The sequence below is a fragment of the Cerasicoccus sp. TK19100 genome (assembly GCF_027257155.1).
Taxonomy (GTDB): Bacteria; Verrucomicrobiota; Verrucomicrobiia; order Opitutales; family Cerasicoccaceae; genus Cerasicoccus; species Cerasicoccus fimbriatus.
Map to the genome: position 1 here is coordinate 157718 of NZ_JAPWDU010000007.1, position 20006 is coordinate 177723.

Below are 20006 nucleotides of genomic sequence, written 5' to 3' on the forward strand. Positions count from 1 at the left end.
TGATCAATCCAATGACTGCCCCTAAGCGCCCCAACATCCTTTTCCTTTTCACGGATCAACAACGCGCAGATAGCATCGGCGCGCTGGGCAATTCCGTGATGCAGACTCCGCACCTAGACCGGCTTTGCCGGGAGGGCACGGCGTTTACCTCGGCCTACAGCCCGTCGCCCGAATGCGTGCCGGCGCGCTGCAGCTTAATCACGGGCGCCTACGTGAACCACACCGGGTGCGCGTCCAACGCGCAGGCGATGCCGCCGGAGGATTCGACGCCCACGTTTATGTCCATCCTCACCGACGCCGGCTACCGCACGCACGGCATTGGCAAGTGCCACTTCACGCCGGACAGCACGGCGATGCGCGGTTTTCAGACCCGGGAGACGTCGGAAGAAGTCATCGATGCCGACGGCCAAAGCGACTACTTTGATTACGTGAAAAACGAGGGCCACGGGCACGTGATGGAGCCCCTTGGCATTCGCGGCGAAATGTATTACGTGCCGCAGCCTGCGCAGCAACCCGCCGAGCTTTGCCATTCGCATTGGGTCGCCGACCGCACGATTAATTTCATCAACGGCCAAGCCAACGACGATCAACCCTGGCTGTGCTACGCGGGCTTTATTCACCCGCATCCGCCGTTTAACCCACCCAATCCGTGGCACAAACTTTACCGCGCGCCCGACATGCCGCTGCCGCACATGCCGGCGGATTTCGAGTCGATGCAGTGCTTCATTAACCGCTTCCAGAACCGCTACAAATATCGCGACCGCGGCTACGATCTCAACCTGCTGCGCTGCATGCGCGCGTATTACAATGCGTGCGTGAGCTTCATCGATTATCAGGTGGGCCGCATCGTGGCCTCGCTCGAAGCCAGTGGGGAGCTCGACAATACGCTGATTCTTTATTCGTCAGACCATGGCGAGCTGCTCGGCGATTTCGGCAGCTTCGGTAAACGCAGTTTTCACGACGCCGCCGCGAAGGTGCCACTCATCGCGCGCTTGCCGGAGCGTTTTCAAGCAGGCGAACAATGCGACAAACCGGCCAGCCTGATCGACATCGCCACGACCGCATGTGCGGCTGCGGGTGAGTCGCCAATCGACCAGTTTGACGGCGTGGACTTGGCTGATTTAGCCACGGGCAATAGCACGCGTGATACCGTCTTCATGCAGTACCAACGCGGCTCCGATACGCTGATCAGCGCCGTGGGCGAGGACTACAAATACACCTGGAGCGCGCCGGATCAGCGGGAGTATTTATTCGCGCGCAGTGACTCGCCGGAAACCAAAGACCTGGCCGGTGTGCCGGGATACGCCGCGCCACTAACCAACCTGAAACAGCGCCTCGTTGCCCACATTCGCGACGGAAATCACGCGGGAGATATTCTCGACGATAACGATGAGTTTCTGCGGCAGCCGCCCAAGCAATTGCCGGCCAACCCAGACGCCGGCCTGATCTACCAGGACCCGCCGCAACACGCGGTGAATTTGCCCGAAGGCTACGCGCCGAAAAAGCTCTAGTTACTGCCAGCGCACCCAGATGACCTCGCCGTTTGGCTTGGCGTTGACGAGCACTTTGCCGTCTTTCACCGATGCCTCCACGGGGTTGCGGTTGGCTTCCATGACTTCGGCGCTGGTCACGCCATCCACGGGAATCACCACCGTGAGCGGATGATCGAAAACAACTTTGTCCGGCAAAGTATGCGTGAGCTTGAAGGCGAGTTTGTCGCTGCTTTTTTCAACGATCTCCAACTGCGCCGCGTCGCGCTCAAAAACATAACGACCGACTTGGCCCATTGGCGCGACCCACAGAACGTCTTCCTGCGAGACGACCCACTCGCAGTGCGCCTTAAACTCTTCCTTGCTCTTAAACGGCGAGTAGCCATTCACGATAGCGTGTACGACGGGGATATACCACTGGCCATTGGCAATGACATCTTCGATCTCCTTGCGCGTCTTTTCATCTTCCCACTTGCGATTGCCGGCATTGCCGTAGCCAGCGGTTTTTGCGTTGGGTAAGTAAGCCGATTTGCGGACAAAATAATGCTGCTCATTGATGACGGCCATCACCTCGTCGGTGTCCTTGGAGCCGCCCGGCATGGCAAAGGAGACCGAGCGCACGCCCGTGTTTTGCTCGATTAGGTCAGCACCGCCGTTGACCTTTTGGCGCACTTCGTCCTGCGTCAGCTCGTGCAGGCGCGGCTTAATGGCATCGTGGGTGCCAATCTCGTGACCGGTGGCCTGCATCGCTTTGGCCTGCTCCCAATTGATTGAGCCCTTGTTTTGATCCATGCGGCTGGGGATCACGAAAAACGTCCCCCTGATGCCGAGCGGGTCAATGATCTCCAATGTGTTATCGACTTGCCCTTTGAAGCCGTCGTCGAAGGTAAAGCTCATGGCAGCCTGCTTGTCGTTAAAGTAAGGTGCGATGTAGGGCTCGCCCGCGTCGGCGGCATTCAAGCTGGTGGCAATTGCCACGGAAGTCAGGAGGGTTGGGAGAATCTTCATGGGGTTGGTTTGGGGCAAGTTGCTCCGTATGTGCTTAGTTGAATTCCGCTTAAAATGAACAGATTTCAATAATCACACAAGTGATAATGCTGATTCTGTTGGTTTTTCTACCAGTTTGGAAAACGGTAAACACGTTACTGGTGCAGAAACTTTTTTCGCATCAATCGAGTGAAAGCGTTCTTTTCGCTGGCAATCTAACGCAAATGGTTTGAATAGGTTTTCTATGAGCCACCCCGATTTTCGCTTCACGATCCCTCCCATCAAGCGCTTGGCTGGAGACGCCAATTTACAGATTGGCCATCCGGCTGATCAATCATCCTGGGTGTGGGCCTCGGGCAAAACCGGGCGCGAAACCGCCTTCATTGAATTTTCTCTGGAGTTCGATTGGGCGCACGACCGTCCTCTGGAATTTCACGTAACGGCAGACCAGCGCTTCCAGCTTTATTTAGACGGCAAGGATGTCGCCTTTGGTCCGGATCGCAGTGATGTCGCGCACTGGCCGGTCTCTTCGCTAAGCATCCCCGTCGAGCCCGGGCGTCATGTGCTCAAAGTGTTGGTTTGGACTTTGCCATTGGCGTCCGACCCAACCCCGAGCCCCGATGAATTGAATCCACTCGGCAAGCCGCTGGCAATCGCGCCGATGGCACAGATGTCTTACCGTGGTGGCTTTTTACTTTGCGCCGCAGAGTTAGAGGATTTCGCGCTTCTCAATACCGGTGAGGCCAACTGGCTGTGCCGCGATGTAACGCCCGCTGTTTCGATGAAACGCGTCGAAGGGCTGAGCTACCACGACATTGGGCCATCGTTTACGGTGGATCTCGATGCGTGGGCGAGCGATCAAGAGCCCAAGCCAGCTGTGGTCATTCGGAGTCCGCTGCAGAACCAAAAGACCGGCGTGCTTCGCGATGGCTGGGTCTTGGATGCGACTTACCTGCCTGAGCAAAAACGCGAACGCCTGAGCGGTGGCAAAATACGCGCTGTGCGTGGTGCCTCGGATGATGCCTGGCAAGAGGGCGGAGATGACGCGACTGCTGATTGGCAAGGGTTACTTTGCGATGCAAAGTCAGTTGTGGTTCCGGCCAACAGCGAAGTCGACGTGCTCTGGGATTTCGAGGAATACCGCTGTGGCTACCCGTACTTTGAAGGACAGGGTGGGGACGCGAGCATCGACATCGAATGGGCGGAATCGCTTTACCATCGCGAAGAAGGTAAGGCGTTTAACGCGCATTGCATGAAGGGCAATCGCAGTGAGATCGCTGGCAAGTTCTGGCTGGGCTTTGGCGATGTGTTTACTTTGCCCAAGTCGGTGGGCAGCGTGGTGAGCCCGCTGCTGTGGTGGCGCTCGGGGCGCTACATTCGCTTGCGGATTAAGACCGGTAGTGAGCCGCTAACGCTGACGCGCCTGGAGGTCGTGACAACGGGTTACCCGTATCAGATTGATGCCAAGTGGGACTCCAGCGACGCCGAGTGGAACGACGTCATGCAGCTCATGGCAACCGGGCTCGAAGCCGCCGCGCACGAGACCTGGACGGACTGCCCCTACTACGAACAGATGATGTATGTCGGCGATACGCGGCTGCACGGCTTGTCCAACTATGCGTGCTATGAGGACGACCGTTTGACGCGCCGCGCGATTGAGCTCTTTGACTGGTCGCGCCTTGGCTCGGTGGGCGAACTGATTTCCGAACGTTACCCCTGCCACCTGCGTCAGGAAAGCTGCACCTATGCAATGATGTGGGTGTGGATGGTGCACGACTTCCTCATGTGGCGTGACGATTTCGACTTCGTCCGCGCGCGCTTGATCGGCATACGGAGTTTCCTCGAAACGATGTTCCCGCTGATTACGAACGAAGGCGTGCTGGGGCCGATTCCGGGTTGGCCTTTTGTCGACTGGGATCGTGGCTGGGACACCGGTTGTGGTCCGGGTGTGCGCGAGGGCGACTCATCGATCCTTAGCCTCCACTTGGTGCTGACGCTTAAGGCTGCGGCCGAGATCGAAGCCGCCGTCGGAGAGCCGCTGATGCAGCAGCGCTATTTGGAAAAAGCCAAGGAACTCATGGACGCCACAATCCGCGTCTATTGGGACAGCGACCGCAACCTGTTGCTCGACTCGCGTATGTCGAGCGCGACCAGCGAGCACGCGCATGCCCTGGCGTTACTCACGGAATTACTCAGCGAGGACCACGAGGCAGCGTGTTTGGAAGCGTTGCTCAACGCGGATTTCGACGCGCATTGCACGATCTACTTCTCGCATTATCTGCTCGAAGTGCTCGCGCGCTACGGCCAGAGCGAGGCGTACTTTGAAAAGCTCAAGTTCTGGCGCGGCTTGCCGGCGCAGGGCTTTGTGTCGCTGCCCGAGGCACCGGAGCCGTCGCGCAGCGATTGCCATGGCTGGGGCGCGCACCCGATGTTCCACAGCTATGCGTCGGTGGCAGGCGTGCGCCCCGGGGCACCTGGGTTTGCGAAAATCCGTGTGCAGCCGATGCCTGGGCCGCTCGAAAATTTCCGTGCCGAGATGCCGCATCCGTGCGGCGAAATCGTCGTGACCGGTCAGCGCCGCGAAGGTCGCATGGTGGTCGAGGTATCCGCTCCGGCGGGCGTAGAGGTTGACCTGGATGAAACCTACTGCTTCTAGTTTATCATGCAAAAAATATCCCCCGACGAGTCTTACTTTCAAGGTGCCATCAGCTTCGAGAAGGGCGAGGGTTACATCCGCCCCTGGCGCTTAAACTACGAGGAGCTGCCGCTGTTCGAGCCGTTTGATCAGGTGCCGGACAAGGCTGGCCGCAGTGCTGGCGTGCGCTTGCGGTTCACGACGAATAGCCCGTTCATCGAGTTGGAGGCCAAGCTGCAAACTGTAGCCTTTCCGTTGGTGGACCTCGTTTGCGAAAACAAAATTTTGGCCAGTCATGGACCCGTCGGTGACTCCGAAGTTTATCGTTTTTCCGATCTCGGCAATGAACTGCGCACCTACGAAATTTGGCTGCCGACCTTTGCCTATTCTTATATCAAGACCCTGGGCGTAGCCGATGGTGCGACGCTTGAACCGGCGCAAGACGAGCGGGTTCACTGGCTGACCTATGGCAGCTCGATCTCGCAATGTCGCGCCAGCCATACCCCGGCACGTGCTTGGCCAGCTACGGCCGCGCGGGCGCTGGACCTGAATCTAACCTGTCTCGGCTACGGCGGCAACTGCCACCTGGAGCCGATGGTCGGGCGCATGATTCGTGACCGCGGTGCGGATATCATAACGCTCAAGCTCGGAATCAATGTTTATGGTGGCGCGTCGCTGGGCCGTCGCACATTCCGGCACAACGCAATCGGCTTGGTGAAACTTATCCGCGAGAAAAACCCCGATGCGCCGATTGGTTTGATCACCCCGATCTATGGTTGCGAGCGCGAGACGAAGGCCAATGCCCTTGGCATGACGCTAGAAAACTATCGTGAAGAATTACGCGCGGCGCACGAAGCGCTGACTTCACTTTGCGATGCAAAGTTATTCATTTTCGAAGGTCGCGATTTGCTTTGGGAAGAAGACGCGAATCTCCTGCCGGATAACCTGCACCCGAATGGCGAGGGCTACGAGCTGATAGGAAGGCGGGCCGCCGAGCGAATACTTCCTACGCTTTTAAAAGCCCGCTAACACCAAGCCTTCAAACTACCCCCTATGAAACCCTACGACGTCGCGGCCTACATTTGGCCCTCCTATCACTATGAACCCCGGCTGGAGCATTGGTGGCCGGAAAAGGACGGCGAGTGGTATACCGTGCGCCGGGCGAATGCACGCTGGCCCGGGCACGACATGCCGAAGCATCCACTGCTGGGCTTCCAGGATGAGGCGAGCCCGGACGTCATGCGCCAACATGTGCAACTGGCGCTCGATCACGCGGTAAATGTTTTTATCGTCGACTGGTATTGGTATGACGGCGGACCGTGCTTTGAGCGGCAGTTGAACGACGGTATCATGCCGGCGGTCGAGGGCACCGATATGCGCTTTTGTCTGATGTGGGCCAACCATGACGCGACCTCGCTGTGGAACATGCACACCGATGATAACGACGTGCTCTACAGCGCCGGCGTCGACCGCGCTGAGTTTGAAAAGATTTGGCGTCGCAACATCGAGAAATACTTCAAGCACCCGAACTACTACTGCATCGATGGCAAACCGGTGCTGAGCATCTTTCTCGTGCCGCGCTTGATCGCCGACCTCGGCGGGGTGGAGGAAGCGCTGGCTGCATTTGCATGGTTGCAGGCCGCGGCGCAAGAGGCGGGACTGCCCGGGGTGCATCTGCAGGCGATTCATTGGCAGACGGTGCCACATGAAGTCGGCCCCAATGCCGACCGCCTGAAGGGCTTGGAAATCACAGACATCATCAACGGCTGCCAGTTCGACAGCTGCACGAATTACCAAATGGTGCAGTGCGCGCCGGGGTGGGGGGACTACGCGCAGTGGGCCGCCGAGGCCATGCGCTGGTGGGACAAGTCCGATGAGGACATGCCGTGCTTTTTCCCGCATGTCTCGATTGGTTGGGACAACACGCATCGCAATCCCGGCGAAGACAAGGGCGTCACGAATCGCAATCCGTGGACGTTCGAAGCCAGCCTGCACCGCGCCAAGGCCTTCCTCGATGCGCGGCCAGAGCGCACGCCACTGGTCACGGTCAACTCCTGGAACGAGTGGACGGAAGACAGCTATCTGCTTCCCGACGTGCGTTGGGGCTACCAATATTTGGAGGCCGTGAAGAAGGTCTTTAGCAAAGGTGAGGCAGGTTCTTGAATTCCATGCTGGCCAAGCGCCGTAATGCGTGCAGGCTTCTTGCTCCGCATCGAAAAGGAGCAACATGATCGTCATTCAAGACCTGAAACTCGCCTACGGCGAAAAAGTTATTTTCAACGAAATCAACGCGACCATTGGGACGCGCGACCGCATTGCGCTGGTCGGGGTGAACGGGTCGGGCAAATCCACCTTTATTAAGGTGCTTCTGGACCAGGCGGAGTACGACAGCGGCTCCATTGAAAAGCCCGGTTTCGTGTCCCTGGGCTACCTGCCACAAGACGGCATCGAGGCCCGCGGCAAGACGCTCTACGAAGAGGTCGAAACGGCCTTTGCCGACATCCTCAAGCTGCAGGACAAGATCAGCGAAGCCGAGGAGCAGATGTATACCATGGACACCGAGGACCCGGCCTACTACGAGCTGATTGATGCGATTGGCGAGTGGGAGCAGCAGCTCGAAGACGCTGAGCCGGCCAAGATCAAGTCCCAGATCGAGCGCATTCTGCAGGGCCTTGGATTTTCGATGAAGGACATGCAGCGCCAGACCGACGAGTTTTCCGGCGGTTGGCAAATGCGTATCGCCCTGGCTAAGCTGCTCCTCAAACGCCCGTCGCTCTTGCTGTTGGACGAGCCGACGAACCACTTGGACATCATTTCGCAGAACTGGCTGGAAAAATACCTGATCGGCTACCATGGCGCGCTGATGGTGATTTCGCACGACAAGGCGTTCCTCAACACCGTCACGAACAACACCTACGAGCTGAAGTTTGGCAACCTGAACACCTATTCCGGTAACTACGATTTCTACCTGAAGGAGAGCGCCTCGCGCTTGGCCACGCAGCGCAAAAAGGCCGATAACCAGAAGAAGGACATCGCCCGTCAAAAGGAATTTATCAACCGCTTCCGCTCCAACCAAAAGAAGGCGAGCATGGTCCAGAGCCGCTTGAAGCAGCTCGACAAAATCGAGCGCGTCGAGGTGGAGCGCGAGGAAAAGAAGATGTTCTTCCGCTTCCCGGAGCCGCCCGCAGCGAGCCAGAAGGTGGTCGAAATTCACGACGTTTTTAAGTCCTACGGTGACCTACAGGTCTTCAAGGGCCTCAGCCTGCGCATCGACAAGGGCGACCGCATTGCGGTGGTCGGCGTTAACGGCGCGGGTAAGTCGACCCTCGCTCGCATCTTGGCCGGTGTTGAGCCGATTGACTCCGGCGAAATCGACCGCGGCGTTAACACCGTCACCGGCTACTTCGCGCAGCAGCAGGCCGAGGAACTCAACCCCGCTAACACCGTGCAGGAAGAGGTGGAGAAATCCATCGACCACGCGACGAATCCCGATGCGAATCCCCGCGCGGCCCTTGGCGCGATGCTCTTCAGCGGGCAGGCGCAGCAGAAGTCCATCAGCGTGCTTTCCGGTGGTGAGCGCAACCGTGTTGCCCTGGCGAAAATGCTCATGAAGCCGGCGAATTTCATCATTCTCGACGAGCCGACGAACCACCTGGACCTGCGCAGTAAGGAAGTGCTCCAAGACGCGATCAAGCTCTTCCCGGGCACGATGATCCTCGTCAGCCACGACCGTGACTTCCTGGACCCGGTGGTCAACAAGGTGCTCGAAATCAGCCCCACCGGCAGCCGCTTGCTGACCTGCAACGTCAGCGAATACATCGAGCGCATCGAGTCTGAGGCGGAGGCGCAGGGGTAGCGCCGTTTTTCAAATTCAGGCAGCTGGTTGTAGTGGCAACGTTCCTTGTTGGGGCGGACCTGCCACGGGCGCATGCTACCAGCTAAAGCTGCGCAAACACTTCTCCGAAACAGACCAACTCCGCAGCCACTAGCTCAAGGCCGAGCGCATTTTTCGCACACAGACAAAGCTGGAGTTTCCCTATGGGCAAACTGAATCGTAGCGGTTTCCTCGTCCGGTATTTGGCTTAGGAAAGTGATGCATGATGAGGCATAGTCACCAAAATATAAAATATTATGTCAAAAGTCTACGTTTGACCTCTTCATCCCCTCCGCAACATTAGTAACGATGAATAAATACTTGAACGGTAGCAGGAGGGCACCTTGTTCTTCAGAGGTTGAAAGTTTAATGAGAGCTGTGGGATGCGGTTTGAATAGCTCTTTGCTGAAGTTCTATACAGAGAATAATGGGGGGGGCGCCCAAGCAGGAAATGCTTAATGTAAATGGCTCAAAATACTATTTGCAGATTTTTTTCCCGATATCTAATACAGTCAAACCCAATGTGCTTGAACGAACTGAAGATAAACTGCTTAAGAAATCGATTTTGATTATTGGAATTATCAATAACTGTGATTTATGCGCCAACGCACGAGATGGAAAAATCTATTTATATAATGACGTTGAATTGTGCTTTTTAGCGAATGATATTATGAAATTATTTTCCTATTCCTATGGTGAATTGCTCCCCGAGCCTGAAAAAATTTCGCAGATAGCTTCCTCAGGAGATATAGACAGACTCAAGCAGTTTGTTTTGGATGGCAATAATATAGATCAAAAGACATCTCAGGGTGAAACAGTAATAACAATCGCAGCGATGGGATCTGATATGGATATGGTTAAAGCTTGTATAGCAGTGGGCGCATCAACTTCTGGTTTGTTAGGTGCATTGAGAAAAGTGGCTAATTATGAATTTATTACTGAATTGAAAGATGAAGGTATTTTATAGCGCGAGTATGTATGTGTCTATGAACCAAATGTATAGGTGAAAGATTTTAAAGGACATCGGTAACACTAATCTTGGCATATATGCCATGAAAAGAAGCCGATGTAATGACAGGAAATGAGCGTTTAATAGTGTTGGCACACCGTGGCCCTTTCAGCGATCCACGCAGACTTTCTTAATCCATAGGCTTTCTTGGTGTCGATGGAATCGCTATTGTCGCGGATCATGTATTGGGGCGCGATAAGGGATTTCGGCTTCTGTGAGCTCTTTAATAGGCTGGGTCATACTAGGTCGGAGTAGCGTTTATCTGTGCGATATTCATTGTGGTGGCGGGTTTTGTGAGCCTGCCTGACAATGCTCATTTTTTGGATAGTCTTTCTGTAGAATCTCCATGATGAACTTTTCACTACCGGCACTCTTGCTACGCATTCTGCAATCGTTTTGGTTTATCCCGGCGCTCTTGGCGGGGGCGGCGATTGTGGCGGCCGTTGGCATGAATGCGCTCGATCACGCCATCGGGTTTAACACCAGCAGCAAGCTTGCCTGGTTCATGCAAACACCCGAGGGGGCGCGGACGATTATTTCGACGATCTCGGGCTCGATCATCACGGTGACGGGCGTGCTGCTCTCCACGATGGTGGTGGTGGTGACGCTGGCTTCGCAGCAATATGGGCCGCGCTTGGTACAAAACTTTATCGAAGATCACCAGAAGCAGGGCTAATGCATGACACATGTTTGTGTTTTAAGTGGTCAATTGGAAGCAATTCGAGGAGCGTTTTGGCTAATTTTATTACATTTATTCTGGATAAACTCATCTTGGGGCTAATATTGTCAATGTGCCCTATACTGAAATGATTACTTCAAGTTTCCTACGTTACCCGGTGTTTCCCATCGTACGACTCGCGATCTACGCAGCTCTTTCATTGCTACCGCTTAGCTCCTTTGCACAGGAAACGGTTGATATTAATCATGATGGCATCCCGGACAACTTTGCAACGGACTCAATCATAGTCGTCACAGTGACGGAAGACACCAGCGAAGAGGAGGGCTTGGCGGAGGAGTCGAGCGCATCCACAAAGCTGCAAAAAGCATTGAAGGGCGACAAATTATCGAAATTCATTGACCGTGCGCAGAAGAAACATGGACAGCAAAGCCTACGACTTCTGGCAGGCGTCAGCTTAAAGGATTCGGATGATAATAAATATCTGAAAACCTTTTTTAGACAGCAAATCAATCTAGATGAAATTACATTAGAGGAAGCGATTCAGCAGATGCAGGCGGATCCGGATGTATTGATTGCAGAGCCTGACTACATCCAGACTGAGGATATTGGCGGGGACCCATTTTACTCCAGTTATGGAACCTGGGGGCAGCCTTTTCGGGATCAATGGTATTTGGACCTTATTCAGGCCCCCGGGGCTTGGGATCAACTGAATGGGAACTCGAACGAGGTCATTGTCGCAGTCATCGATTCCGGAGTCGACTTCTCGCACCCCGATTTAAGTCAGGTTGCATGGGCCAACTCATACGAAATTCCTAATAACGGTGTGGATGACGATGGGAACGGCTACGTGGACGATATTTATGGCTGGAATTTCGCCAGCAACAATGCGGATTCATCCGACAACCATGGCCACGGCACCTTGATTGCCGGTTTGATTGGCGCGAAGCGAGGCAATGATTATGGCATCGCTGGCATTGCCTCAAATGTCCAAATCATGGCGCTCAAAAATGGCAATTCTGGCACCAGCTACATCTCTGATTCGATTGAAGCCCTCTACTATGCAGTCCGTAATGGGGCGCAAGTGGTTAACATGAGTTTTGGGGGCAAGCATTACTCGGATTCGTTTGCCCAAGCAATACGCTATGCAAACTCCAATGGCGTCGTTCTCATCGCCAGTTCGGGCAACTCGGGCCTCGATGCGGTTGGGCATTACCCTTCGGCCTATCCAGAAGTCATATCGGTCGGTGCGTCAGACAATAATGATGAGGTCCTCTATTTCTCCAACTATGGCGCCACGGTGGACTTGGTCGCACCGGGCGGTGGCGCCGGGGGTTTTGCAAATTCCATGCTCGGCCCCCGGGCCAACGGGACAAGCATGGGCACCATCGTGGATGCCAAGCACACGAGGTCAGCAGGCACGTCATTCTCCGCGCCGCTGGTGACTGCTGCTGCCGCGATGCTCCTGCAAATGAACCCTGACTCCAAACCTGAAACTATTCGCCTGACGCTACAACAGACCGCTGATGACATTGAGCAACCGGGGTGGGATCAACTGAGCTCCCATGGAAGACTGAATTTAAATGCGGCACTGCTTGGGTATAATACGCGTCCTAAATCGGCAACAGCTCGAATCACGAGTCCCGCTACAGGCACTCCAGCCTTCGGTACCGTGCGCATCTATGGCAACGTCGGAGCCGAGAGTGATTTTCACTACCTGCTCGAATATGGAGTCGGACGCGTCCCAGATAATTGGATAGAAATTTCTACTGGTAGTGAGCCTCACGCCAACAGCCTGATCGGGAGTTTGGACGTCAGTAATTTTTCTGCAGGCGACTACACGATACGTCTATCCACCTTCGCGGATGGCTTACCTGTAGTTGAGCACCGAATCGTGCTTTTAATAGGGTATAACGAGTCGGCCCTACGCCCGGGGTGGAGTATCAGTCTAGTCAACGCGGAAGCGATTACGGTCATGGATCTTGATGATGACGGGGAGCAAGAGATTTTTCTGCCAACTGGGTATGGTCTCAGGATGTATCGCCCCGATGGATCGCCCATTCAAAGCGGCTTATTTAAAGGTAGCCTTGTCTGGCCGTCGGGCCCTGCCAGCGCCGGTGACATCGACGGTGATGGCGAACTGGAAGTTGGATTTATTTCAAAGAGCGGCACCAGTTTCGCTTACCCTGAATTTCGCGAAATTCGCTTCTGGAACCTGGATGGCAGCACCTGTGAAGGCTGGCCGCTGACCACCCCGCGGAACAATGACTTCGTGCCATCCTCTTTGGCGCCCACTGTCGTCGATGTGAATGGAGACGGAAGTGCGGAAGTGCTGTTTCCCTCAAACCCTTATAAAGGGAGCGCGCCACGACTGCATTTGGTGGACGGAGCAGGTGTCAACCTTCCTGGTTGGCCCAAGCTGCTCACTTCGTCTGCCAATGGCGCATTCATCCACGCCACAACTGCTGCAGGCGATATCGATGGTGATGGAGAGATAGATTTCGTCGTTGCGGATTCAGCAGGCTATGTGCATGCGCTGAGCCTAGATGGGAGTTATAAACCTGGATGGCCGATCCTGGTGAATTCTGGGACCTCTATTAGTCAAGAAGTAGCGCTATCGGATTTGAATCGCGATGGTCGATTAGATATCATCGTTTCGTTTTATGATGGTTACACTACGGTGCTGGACATTCACGGCGTGGCTCACCAAGGCTGGCCGAAGCACTTAGGAAGCCTGCCAAGATCACCTTCTATCGCTGATTTGGATGGTGACGGCGACTTGGAAATCGCAATCGGCACCCTCGCGGGTGAATTACACTTGCTCCACCATGACGGATCTTCGTTACCGAATTGGCCCAAAACAGTTTCCAGCCGCATATACTCGCCGAGTCTGGCGGATTTGAACCAAGATGGTGCACTCGATATTATCGCCTCCGACGGACATCGCCTGGTGCATGCGTGGCAGGTTGATGGAAGCGACTTTGCACACTTGGGCTTCCCATTTCTGCTTCCTGGTAAATTTGGATGCTATACGCCTCCAGTCGTCAAAGACTTGGATGGCGATGGCGTCTTGGAGGTCACTGTCTATGGCGATAACCTGGAGGTCATTAATACCAGCGCCATCGCAAATCCCAGTGCGCCATCCTTCAATCATATGCATGCCAATCCCGCTAATACCTGCCTATATGTTTTACCGGGTGTCATTGCGAACGGGCAGCAATTTCTTGGCGATATTGAAGGCGGCACCTCGATCGATGTCAGTGGCTATGGCTTGCTCGCCGGGTCGACTGCAAGGATCGGAAGCATTCAGAGCGAGACAGAATACCTTTCTGGGAGTGGACTCCAAATCACCATACCAAGCGGGCTAAGGGAAGGCTGGCACGACATCTGGGTGACCTCGCCAAATTCCGAACCCTATTGGCTGACTAATGCCGTCCTCATTGTTAACGATATTCACGGAGACGATGACTCCGATTGGTTGCCAAATGGCTGGGAATGGCAATACGGCATGGATCCGCTCGTCCCACAATCATTCGAGAGCGAAACTGGCGCAAATGGCGACCTCGACAAAGATGGAGTCCCGAACTTCATCGAATCAATATTCGCTCGCAATGGAATGGTCCCCACAGAACAGGATGCCCACAAACTGCCGCTCCCTTCTATTGAGAATGGCCAAGCGCATGTTTACTATTCATTGGATCCGAAGGATACCAGTGATTTGAAACTCCTTTGGTCTCCCGATTTAGCTCATTGGTACAGCGAAGAAGACAGCGAGTATCCCAACGTGATCGAGCACCGAAATTTGGAAACCAGCACCCAGAATCGGAGTGACAAAGTTCTACGCATCGAACTGCCCGATCGACAATCTGGTTTCTTTAAGTGGTCTGCCACTCAATAGTCGGATCCAGCCCCCATGCTAAGCACTTTTCATCTAACCTGGCCGATCTTGCCGCAGTGATTTGTTGTGTCCAGCAAGGCGGATTGAGCGTGACAGGCTAAGGCGCTGTTTCGCCGCCTTTCCAGCAGCACTCGCATTTTCTACGATTCCCAAAAGCAAGGACACAGAGCAGGACACAGACGGTCAAACGTAGAGAATAGAATATCCACTTTTACTACGATTGTATTGGCAAATGAGTTTTTTTTGCATGCACAGCGACCTCCGTAGGCTTTCTTAACCCGTGGACATAGATGGTGCTGATGTGTGATGGAATCGCTATTGTCGCGGATCATGTATTGGGGCGCGATAAGGGATTTCGGCTTCTGTGAGTTCTTTAATAGGCTGGGATCATACTAGGTCGGAGTAGCGCTTATCTGTGCGATATTCATTGTGGCGGCGGGTTTTGTGAGCCTGCCTAGACAATACTCATTTTTTGGATAGTCTGTCAGTATAATCTCCATGATGAACTTCTCACTACCGGCACTCTGGCTACGCATTCTGCAATCGTTTTGGTTTATCCCGGCACTCTTGGCGGGAGCGGCGATTGTGGCGGCCGTTGGCATGAATGCGCTCGATCACGCCATCGGGTTTAACACCAGCAGCAAGCTTGCCTGGTTCATGCAAACGCCCGAGGGGGCGCGGACGATTCTTTCGACGATTTCGGGCTCGATCATCACGGTGACGGGCGTGCTGCTCTCCACGATGGTGGTGGTGCTGACGCTGGCTTCGCAGCAGTACGGGCCGCGACTGGTACAAAACTTTATCGAAGATCGCCCAAGCCAGTTCGTGATTGGCACTTTTTGCGGGTGCTTCATTTACAACATCATCACGCTGAAAAATGTCAGCTCGGGCGATACCAGCTTCGTGCCAAATATCTCCGTGCTGTTTGCGGTGCTGTTTTCGCTGATGTGCATCGGGCTGATGATTTATTTTGTGCAGCATGTAGCCTCGTCGATCCAGGTTCAGTCGATCATGCGGCGGGTTTACTCGGACTTAAACGAAGCCGTCGATGAGCTGTTTCCGGAAGAAGTTGCCCGGCCCTCGACGGAGGAAATTTCCGTTGACGACGTCCGTGCGCAACTGGAAGACGGCCCGGCGGAAGGGCTCATTGAGCTCTCTTGCTTACGTGCGGGCTACCTCCAGTTTATCCGCGATTCTGAGATTCTGCGGCTCGTGGAGCAGCATGATCTCCTGCTGGAGCTGTGCTGTCTGCCGGGCGAATTCATGGTGAAGGGGCAGGCACTGGCGCGTGTGCGCTGTCGCCGTTCTCTGCATGACGAGGCACGTGAAAAACTGCTGGCCACGTTTGTTATTGGCACGTTTCCGACGCACGAGCAGGACGTCATGTTCCCAATTCGGCAAATGGAGGAAATCGCGATTCGCGCGCTCTCGCCCGGCATAAACGACCCGCACACGGCCGAGGAATGCATCGACTACCTGGCGTGCGCATTTCGCGTTTTGGCGACACGCCCCTGGCCGGACACCCTGCGCGTCGGGCAGGATGGTCAGCCGCGGTTGATCACGCGTACTTGGTCATTCGAGAAGCTGCTGCGCGGCGCATTTCAGCAGACTTTTTTCTACGGGCGCGAGGACATCACTATCGTTCGCAAGGTGCTCATCGCGCTCAATGACATCGCCGAGACTTGTGAGCCCGGCAGTGATCGCCGCAAAACAGTGACGGAGTTTGCCCGCGAGCTGGCGCAGGCAGGAGGCGACTCGCTGCCGCTAGCTTCACACCGCGAGCAGATGCCGGTGCTCGTGGAATAGGCCTGCGCTGGCTGTGTGAAAAATTTGTAAGGCCCGGCGGTGACACAATGGAGGTTCGACATTAGGGAATAATTTCTCTAACGTACTCATCTTACAACCTCTACGGATATACACGACTACTCTATGCGAATATTGATAGCTTATCTTGCGTTCGCCAGCGTGGCCCTTGCTGCGCATCCGGCAGACACGAACTTCGATAACTCCATTAACGCCGGGGAAGTGGCGGCCTATGTTGACGCGCAAGGCACCATTGACGAGGCCTACCTACAGGCGGTCAACATCTGGAAATACGGCGAGCGTTACCGTGAGATCACCGCTGACGCGGCGTCGTTTTTCGTGCCCGACCCATTAAGCGGCCCGGGCTTTGTCGCGCTGGAAACGCTGCGCCCGGCCCCGGCGACCTCGGTGGAAATCTATGGCCTTGCGCCGGAGCCTGGCGGCTACACGGCCTATTACCAGATACCCGGCATCGACGAGGTGGTGATGCCCGCGAGCGTCATTACCACGGGTACCGGTTACGCGCTGGCGATTGCACCGCACCCGATCAAGCCGACCGAGGGCGGCCCCGTTAACTACACGATTTATCCGGCGGGCAGCACCCCTACACCCGCAAACATCGCGTTGACCGGCCAGGTGATCGTCCAGGGGCTGTCGTCGGGCTCCTTCGGTCTCACCGCTTTGCGCTCCAAAGCCAGCACGCTGGCGACACGTCTGGAAACGCGCAACGACATCGACTACTCGGAGTATTTTACGGGCGGCCCGAAAGAGTTTGGCCCCTTCAGCAGCGAGGCGGAGAAAGTCCAGATTGCCGCCATGCGCTACTTGCTCGATCCGAATTTCCCCGGTGGCCTGGCCGAGCTGGACGCCGAAATCCTCGCTGGTGACGACCCCGCAATTGTCAGCCTCCGCGCGCAGGTGGATGCCCTGATCGCGCAAAGCGGAGTCGAGGCGCATATTGATGATTTCCTTGCACAGTTGGATGCCGATGGTGGTGCCGCGGCGGCTCGCTCCAACAAAACCGCCAAGATGAAAAATGCGCGCGAATACGACCCGAGCCCCAATAGCGATGCCGAGCTGAGTAAGCTGATGCGCGAGCAATACGTGGCGGAGCAAATGCTCAATGAGGAAATTTTCAGCCCGGAAACCGGCGCGAAGCTGGCGGTAGTTGGCCTCGCCGGTGCCCCGGGAAAAGTCGCCGCGGCACCAGTCTCGGTTACGATCACCGGCCTGCGTGTGGAATACGAGAAGATCGCTAACACCTATCCGGCCAACGGCAAGATCGAGGCGACTTTCCCTTACAAGGAATTCTTCCAGGATGAATGCGCGAAGCAGGGCAATTGGACCGCCTATGCGGTGGTGTCCAGCAAGGGATGGAGCATCGACGGCGTGGCAACCGATGTCGTGCTGACCGCGATTGGCGCGGGTGGCGCGGCGGCCGATGGCATCAAGGCGTTTAAATCGGCGGACGTGGTTAAGAAAACCTACGACACTGGCGTACGCACCGCGATGATCAACAAGAGCGTCGAAACTTATCAGACGGGCCGTGACTTCGTGCGCGACGAAGCGATTAAAAATTACCAGAACAAGGAGGCATCCAAAGAGATTCCCTCCGAAACGTGGAACGTGCCGATTGCGTATTCTTACGCGGAGATGGTGCAGGTCGGCCAGCCGGTGCTCACGATCACGAACAATTATTACCAGCCGAAAGACGTCGGCGCGGTCAATGTATACATCCAGGCGCAGGCGAGCGGTTCTGAGGCGTTTCCGCCCGGGCGCTTGGCCAGCTCGGACGTGGAGCAAGTCGTGGTGCGCCCGGCTTACGTGACCATGGCCGGGTGTCCGCCGAACAACTACACGCCGGGCGAGGCTTACACGATCACTGCCACCGCGCATGACCTCGCCGAACTGGGCGATGTGTCCTACGTGTGGGAGGCGACGGAGGGCACGCTGTCGAACATTACCAGAGTGGCCGACGGCGTTTCGCAGGCGGTCTGGACCGCGCCAGACCCCGCGCCGCATGGCCTCGTGACAATCACTGCCACGGCGCGTGCGCCCATTTGCGCACCGGTTGGCGGGGCGGACCCGGAGGGCTTTTGTGTGACCAGTGGAACGGCTTTCGAACTGCAAGTCACCCCGGAAAAAGGCTGCTACGAAGTGGGTGAAGACGTCACCCTGACACTGGTGGACGTGAACAATCCCGGCACGCCGCCGAATGTGGAGTTTACGCAGGAGAGCGGGTTCCACATTGGCTCGGTGCAGAAGACCGGAGCGAACACGGCCGTTGTCAGCGCCTTTGATATCGGCGAAATCGGATTCACGGCCACGCCCAATGGCGAGAGTGCGCAGCTCCAGTTTGGCGCGTTTGCCTTTGGCGCTTGCGACGAGCCCATGCAGATGTTGTTCGGCCAAGTCGGCGAGAATGTGTGGTCGGTTGGTTTCAGCCCGGATGGGGTCAATCAATACAATTTGCTCGGTTCGTTCAGCGTTTCCGGCGGGCGTTTGGTGGCGAGCTTTAACGCCACGCAAAGTCGCAATCTGATTATTGCCCTTGGCGACCCGGAGGACGAGCCGCCGCCAGTGGGGTTTGTCGGCGTGAATACCGCCGGCAGCATGCCCACGCCGATCATCAATGGCGCGTTGTCCATTAACATATCGTTCGACTATCAGGAAGGCACTTGCGCCGGTCCGGCGAGTATTCCTGGCGTAACCTGTCTGGAAGAACTGAACCCGGAGAACACCGTGGTCTCGATCGTCGGGCTGTCGGACAGCTACGCGCTGGACCCTTACTTGGCTGGCACGAACACCTTTGCGAGCTACGCCGTGAATGTCGTCCCACAGAACTAATTATCGCATGGAAAAGTTACTCAGCAAAATCTCGATTCTTTCCATCAGCGCATTGGCGGCTGGCAGTGCCATCGCGCAAACTGGTCCGTTGTCCGGCGAACGTGTGGTGTATTCGTACACGCCTGGTGCCGGGGTGGAGCCGCCTTACTTTGTATCGCAAAGTTTGTCCAGCGGGCAGGTGGCTAAAAACATTTCAGAGGGTGGCGTCTTCGATCCGGAAAACACGGCCGTGAAGTGGGGGCCCTTCAATGACACTTCGACGGTCGAGCTTAGCTTCGACGTGGTGGGCAACAGTGTGTCCCTTGGCACGCTGACGGCTACCGACGGTGACGGCTCTACGGTCATTAACCCGGCTGCGTCGAGTGCGCCAACGAATCCCTTCCTCGTTTGGCGAGAGGAGAAACTGCCGCAGCGTTTACCGGCCGAGCAGGCGATTGATGCCAATATCGAAGGCGATGTCTTCCCGAATTTCGCGGAGTATCTCCTGGGCTTTGATCCGCTGGTGCGTGAGACGGTACTGGACGCACTGAGCATCCAACCGAATGGCACCGGTGGTTACGAGATCGCCTTTAACCGCATGCAGGGCAACCTCGGTTTCCAAGCCATCATTGAGCGCGTCAATCTGGACACCGGCGAAGTTACGCCACTGGCGACGACGGAGACACGCCCGGGACCCTTGGCGGATATGGTCACGGAAGTCTTCAGCGAATCGGCCGCGCCGTTCTTTGTGCGTATGAGATTTGTTCCGTTTGAGCCGGAGCCGGAGGTGGAGGCAGAGTAGCGCGCG

At 55.8% G+C, this 20006-nt stretch carries 12 protein-coding genes; 11 read left to right on the plus strand and 1 reads right to left on the minus strand.

Translation table 11 applies throughout. The features are described 5' to 3' along the window. Positions 1–11: 11 nt before the first annotated feature. Positions 12–1511 (plus strand): sulfatase family protein, encoded by a 1500-nt coding sequence (locus tag O3S85_RS18105; RefSeq protein ID WP_269542235.1) that lies wholly within the window; start codon positions 12–14, stop codon positions 1509–1511. On the opposite strand, the gene O3S85_RS18110 is transcribed toward O3S85_RS18105, so the two are convergent. Beyond that, entirely contained in the window at positions 1512–2498 is a 987-nt protein-coding gene (locus O3S85_RS18110) for a polysaccharide deacetylase family protein (RefSeq protein ID WP_269542236.1), read from the minus strand. Between the two features lie 223 nt (positions 2499–2721). Here O3S85_RS18110 and O3S85_RS18115 point away from each other — a divergent pair, with 223 nt between their 5' ends. The 10 genes from O3S85_RS18115 to O3S85_RS18160 all read left to right on the plus strand — a co-directional run bounded on the left by O3S85_RS18115 (position 2722) and on the right by O3S85_RS18160 (position 20000). After that, positions 2722–5133, plus strand: coding sequence for an alpha-L-rhamnosidase-related protein (locus tag O3S85_RS18115; RefSeq protein WP_269542237.1), 2412 nt, complete (start codon positions 2722–2724; stop codon positions 5131–5133). A gap of 6 nt (positions 5134–5139) precedes the next feature. Next, positions 5140–6141, plus strand: a complete 1002-nt coding sequence (locus O3S85_RS18120; RefSeq protein ID WP_269542238.1) for a GDSL-type esterase/lipase family protein — start codon at positions 5140–5142, stop codon at positions 6139–6141. Between the two features lie 24 nt (positions 6142–6165). Further along, positions 6166–7275, plus strand: a complete 1110-nt coding sequence (locus O3S85_RS18125) for a glycoside hydrolase family 99-like domain-containing protein (protein WP_269542239.1) — start codon at positions 6166–6168, stop codon at positions 7273–7275. 64 nt (positions 7276–7339) lie between these two features. Then, positions 7340–8968: an ABC-F family ATP-binding cassette domain-containing protein gene (locus O3S85_RS18130; protein ID WP_269542240.1), complete on the plus strand. Its 1629-nt coding sequence runs from the start codon at positions 7340–7342 to the stop codon at positions 8966–8968. Positions 8969–9413: 445 nt separating this feature from the next. Continuing rightward, positions 9414–9953, plus strand: coding sequence for an ankyrin repeat domain-containing protein (locus O3S85_RS18135; protein ID WP_269542241.1), 540 nt, complete (start codon positions 9414–9416; stop codon positions 9951–9953). A 388-nt stretch (positions 9954–10341) separates the two neighbouring features. After that, positions 10342–10671 carry a DUF2254 family protein gene (locus O3S85_RS18140; RefSeq protein WP_269542242.1) on the plus strand — a complete coding sequence of 110 codons (330 nt, stop codon included), beginning with the start codon at positions 10342–10344 and terminating at the stop codon, positions 10669–10671. Between the two features lie 130 nt (positions 10672–10801). After that, the gene (locus O3S85_RS18145) at positions 10802–14569 is read left to right on the plus strand and encodes a S8 family serine peptidase (RefSeq protein ID WP_269542243.1); all 3768 of its coding nucleotides are present in this window, start codon (positions 10802–10804) and stop codon (positions 14567–14569) included. Positions 14570–15067: 498 nt separating this feature from the next. Further along, positions 15068–16375, plus strand: coding sequence for a DUF2254 domain-containing protein (locus O3S85_RS18150; RefSeq protein WP_269542244.1), 1308 nt, complete (start codon positions 15068–15070; stop codon positions 16373–16375). A 123-nt stretch (positions 16376–16498) separates the two neighbouring features. Continuing rightward, positions 16499–19219 (plus strand): hypothetical protein, encoded by a 2721-nt coding sequence (locus O3S85_RS18155; protein ID WP_269542245.1) that lies wholly within the window; start codon positions 16499–16501, stop codon positions 19217–19219. Positions 19220–19226: 7 nt separating this feature from the next. After that, complete coding sequence (locus tag O3S85_RS18160; RefSeq protein WP_269542246.1) at positions 19227–20000, plus strand: hypothetical protein; 774 nt, start codon at positions 19227–19229, stop codon at positions 19998–20000. Positions 20001–20006: the final 6 nt, after the last annotated feature.

Coding starts and splice junctions, on each gene's coding strand:
- O3S85_RS18155 (WP_269542245.1), top strand. CDS start 16,499: ATGCGAATATTGATAGCTTATCTTGCGTTCGCCAGCGTGGCCCTTGCT.
- O3S85_RS18130 (WP_269542240.1), top strand. CDS start 7,340: ATGATCGTCATTCAAGACCTGAAACTCGCCTACGGCGAAAAAGTTATT.
- O3S85_RS18105 (WP_269542235.1), top strand. CDS start 12: ATGACTGCCCCTAAGCGCCCCAACATCCTTTTCCTTTTCACGGATCAA.
- O3S85_RS18110 (WP_269542236.1), bottom strand. CDS start 2,498: ATGAAGATTCTCCCAACCCTCCTGACTTCCGTGGCAATTGCCACCAGC.
- O3S85_RS18145 (WP_269542243.1), top strand. CDS start 10,802: ATGATTACTTCAAGTTTCCTACGTTACCCGGTGTTTCCCATCGTACGA.
- O3S85_RS18150 (WP_269542244.1), top strand. CDS start 15,068: ATGATGAACTTCTCACTACCGGCACTCTGGCTACGCATTCTGCAATCG.
- O3S85_RS18125 (WP_269542239.1), top strand. CDS start 6,166: ATGAAACCCTACGACGTCGCGGCCTACATTTGGCCCTCCTATCACTAT.
- O3S85_RS18115 (WP_269542237.1), top strand. CDS start 2,722: ATGAGCCACCCCGATTTTCGCTTCACGATCCCTCCCATCAAGCGCTTG.
- O3S85_RS18120 (WP_269542238.1), top strand. CDS start 5,140: ATGCAAAAAATATCCCCCGACGAGTCTTACTTTCAAGGTGCCATCAGC.
- O3S85_RS18135 (WP_269542241.1), top strand. CDS start 9,414: ATGGGGGGGGCGCCCAAGCAGGAAATGCTTAATGTAAATGGCTCAAAA.
- O3S85_RS18160 (WP_269542246.1), top strand. CDS start 19,227: ATGGAAAAGTTACTCAGCAAAATCTCGATTCTTTCCATCAGCGCATTG.
- O3S85_RS18140 (WP_269542242.1), top strand. CDS start 10,342: ATGATGAACTTTTCACTACCGGCACTCTTGCTACGCATTCTGCAATCG.